We start from the raw sequence: 2,922 nt of genomic DNA, 5'->3' as shown, positions 1-2,922 counted from the left end.
CCTCACCTGGGGAGCGCTGATGTCATCAGCCAGCGCGGCCACCTTCGTCTATGTCGGCAATGCCGACAGCCAGGATATCAGCGTTCTCGAATTGAAGCCGAATGGCGACCTGTCCGCCGTCGAGACGGTGAAAGTGCCGGGGCCTGCCAAGCCGGGCGGTTCGCTGCCACTGGCCATCAGCCCCGAAAAACATCGGCTCTATGCGGCCCTGCGCAATGAGCCCTATACGGCCGTCACCTTCGATATCGATGCGAAGACCGGTAGGCTGAAGCTGGTGGGGCCGGGACCACTGGCCGATTCCATGGCCTATATCGCCGTCGATCGCACCGGCCGCTTCCTGCTCGGCGCCAGCTATGGCGGCAACAAGGTGACGGTGAACGCGATCGGTCCCAACGGCGTGATCGTAGCGGCGCAGCAGACGGTGGACACCTTGCCCAATGCACACGCCATCATCGTCGATCCCACCAATCGCTACGTGCTGCATACGAGCCTGGGTGGTGACGTCGTCTACCAGCAGAAATTCGATGCCAAGGCCGGCAAGCTCACCCCCAACGAGCCGCCGACCGTGAGCGTCAAGGCCAAGGGCGGCCCACGCCATCTGGTGTTCTCGCCGGACAGGAAGTTCGTCTATCTGCTCAACGAACTCGATGCCGCGATCTATGTGTTTCCGTGGGACGCGAACACTGGCACGTTAAAGAAGGAAGCCCAGGTCGCCAGTGCCTTGCCGAAGGGGTTTGAGGGCAAGCCATGGGCGGCAGATATTCATCTGACGCCGGATGGCAAGTATCTCTATGCATCGGAGCGCACCAGCAGCACGCTGGCCGCGTTTCGCGTCGATCCGAAGACCGGGGCGCTCGGCGCGATCGGCTCCTATGCGACGGCGAAACAGCCGCGTGGTTTCGCCATCGATCCTGCCGGCCGCTATCTGCTCGCCGTCGGGCAAGTCTCGAACAGCATGATCAGCTACGCCATCGACAAGAAGACGGGCGAGCTGAAACGGCTGAGCGAGACGCCGATGGGGAAGAACCCGAACTGGGTGGAGATCGTGAGCCTGCCGTAAACTCCATCGTCGTCCCGGCGAACGCAGGGACCCATACACGCTGGAGAATTGGCTGGGCTTTGTCGTTGCAGCTCTGCGCGCCGCCGTAACGACGGAGGTTATGGGTCCCGGCGTTCGCCGGGACGACAGGGGAGCTAGTCCCGTTTCCCCACATTCGCGATCCGCTCCGGCACCCCAAACTCCTTTCGGCACACATCCGCCAGCACGGCAATGCCCTCGCGGATCTCCTGATGTGTCGGGCTCGCAAAGCAGATCCGGATGTGGCTGTGCGCATAAGCCTTGTCCACCGACCATTCCGGCCCCGGATTGATCGAAACGCCCGCCTTCAGCGCCGCTTGGTAGAGCTGCATCGCGTCCACATTCGCAGGCAGCTTCACCCACAGGAAAATCCCGCCTTTCGGCTCCTCGAATTCCGCCGCCGTGCCGAATTGCTCGTTCAGCGCATCCATCAGCGTGTCGAGCTTGGCGCGCAGCCCGCGCGTCGCCTTCGGCACATGCGCGGCGAAATGCTGGACGCTATATTCCGCCAGCACCATCTGCTCCAACGCGCCCGACCCCGCATCGGTCTTCAGCGCCAGCATGCGCGACATGATCTCCCAGGGCGCCACGATGTAACCGACGCGCAAGGCAGGGGCGACTGACTTCGAGAACGAGCCGATATGGATCACGCTGCCGCTCGTATCCAGCGCATGGATCGCGGGCGGGCGCTGGTGGTCCCAGATCAGGTCGGCATAGCAGTCGTCCTCGAACACCGGCACGCCGTATTCGGCGGCCAGCTTCAGCAGTTCGCGGCGATGGCCCTCGGGCATGATGGTGGCGGTCGGGTTCTGCACCGTCGGGATGGTGTAGATATATTTCGGCCGGATGCCCTTGGCCTTGAGTTCTGCCAGCGCCTTGGCCAGCGCGTCCATCCGCATGCCGTCGCCATCGAGCGGGATGCCGACGATATTGACGCCCATCCGGGTCAGCCTGTTGATCGAGCCCTGATAGCAATCGCGTTCGATGATCACGGTGTCGCCGCGCGCGAGCAGCGCCTGGTTCACCAGGTCGAGCGCCTGCAGCGAGCCCGACACCATCAGGACGTCATCGGCAGTACACGTGATCCCGGCATCGCGCTTGAGCTTGTCGGCGATGAAGTTACGCAAGGGCAGGTAGCCCTGCGGCCCGCTCGCCAGCCCATAGGTCGCCAGCGTATGCCCCTCGCGGGTGAGCACCGCATCGGCGGCCGCCTTCAGGTCGGCCACCGGCACCTGCTCGGCATCATTGTTGCCGCCGACAAAACTGTATTTGGCGAGACCCGTCCATCTGGCCGCCGCGGCCGGCAGGCCCGCAGGCAGCAAAGGTGCGTAATCGAACTTGGCTGATGTCATGGACGTGGTCTCCCTCAGTGTTTTGTTGTGTGACAGCCCGCCTCGTTGGACGAACCGTTCGCTCAGGTTGAAATTGCCGGATTTAACCCTTTGCCCTTGCGCGCCGCACCATTACAGTGCCGCCGAAAGTCTAGTATTGGCAGGGGCATGCACGACCTTATCCGCGATATCACCCTATGTATCCTGTTTGCATGGGCCATCGGGCTGGCGGCGCATTTCTTCCGGCAACCGCTGATTCTTGCTTATCTGGTCGCCGGCTTCATCATCGGACCTTACGGGGTGAAGCTGGTCAAGTCGGACGAGTCGGTCGCCACCATCTCCGAACTCGGCCTGATCTTCATGCTGTTCATGATTGGTCTCGAGATCGATCTGAAGAAGATCATCCGCGCCGGCAAGGTCATCCTCATTGCGGCGGGCACGCAGCTCACGGTCGGCTGCGCGATCGGCGCCGCCTTCTTCATGGCGCTCGGCCTGAAGCTCGGCGGCGGCGGC

At 62.9% G+C, this 2,922-nt stretch carries 3 protein-coding genes; 2 read left to right on the top strand and 1 reads right to left on the bottom strand.

From position 1 onward, the window contains the following. Positions 1-1,060, top strand: a 1,060-nt coding sequence (locus ACIQ17_RS32640) for a lactonase family protein (protein ID WP_398473713.1), incomplete at its 5' end; no start/stop codon positions are given. Positions 1,061-1,194: 134 nt separating this feature from the next. Here ACIQ17_RS32640 and ACIQ17_RS32635 read toward each other — a convergent pair. Continuing rightward, a complete protein-coding gene (locus tag ACIQ17_RS32635) occupies positions 1,195-2,430 on the bottom strand; it encodes a PLP-dependent aminotransferase family protein (protein WP_398473712.1) in 1,236 nt (411 codons plus the stop codon). A gap of 147 nt (positions 2,431-2,577) precedes the next feature. Here ACIQ17_RS32635 and ACIQ17_RS32630 point away from each other — a divergent pair. Beyond that, positions 2,578-2,922 (top strand): cation:proton antiporter (locus ACIQ17_RS32630; RefSeq protein ID WP_398473711.1); only part of this gene is annotated, 345 nt, incomplete at its 3' end.

Origin of the sequence: Tardiphaga sp. (assembly GCF_044340795.1) — a bacterium.
GTDB lineage: Bacteria > Pseudomonadota > Alphaproteobacteria > Rhizobiales > Xanthobacteraceae > Tardiphaga.
The sequence above is the reverse complement of the archived record's forward strand: the minus strand, read 5'-3'. Positions and strand labels throughout refer to the sequence as shown.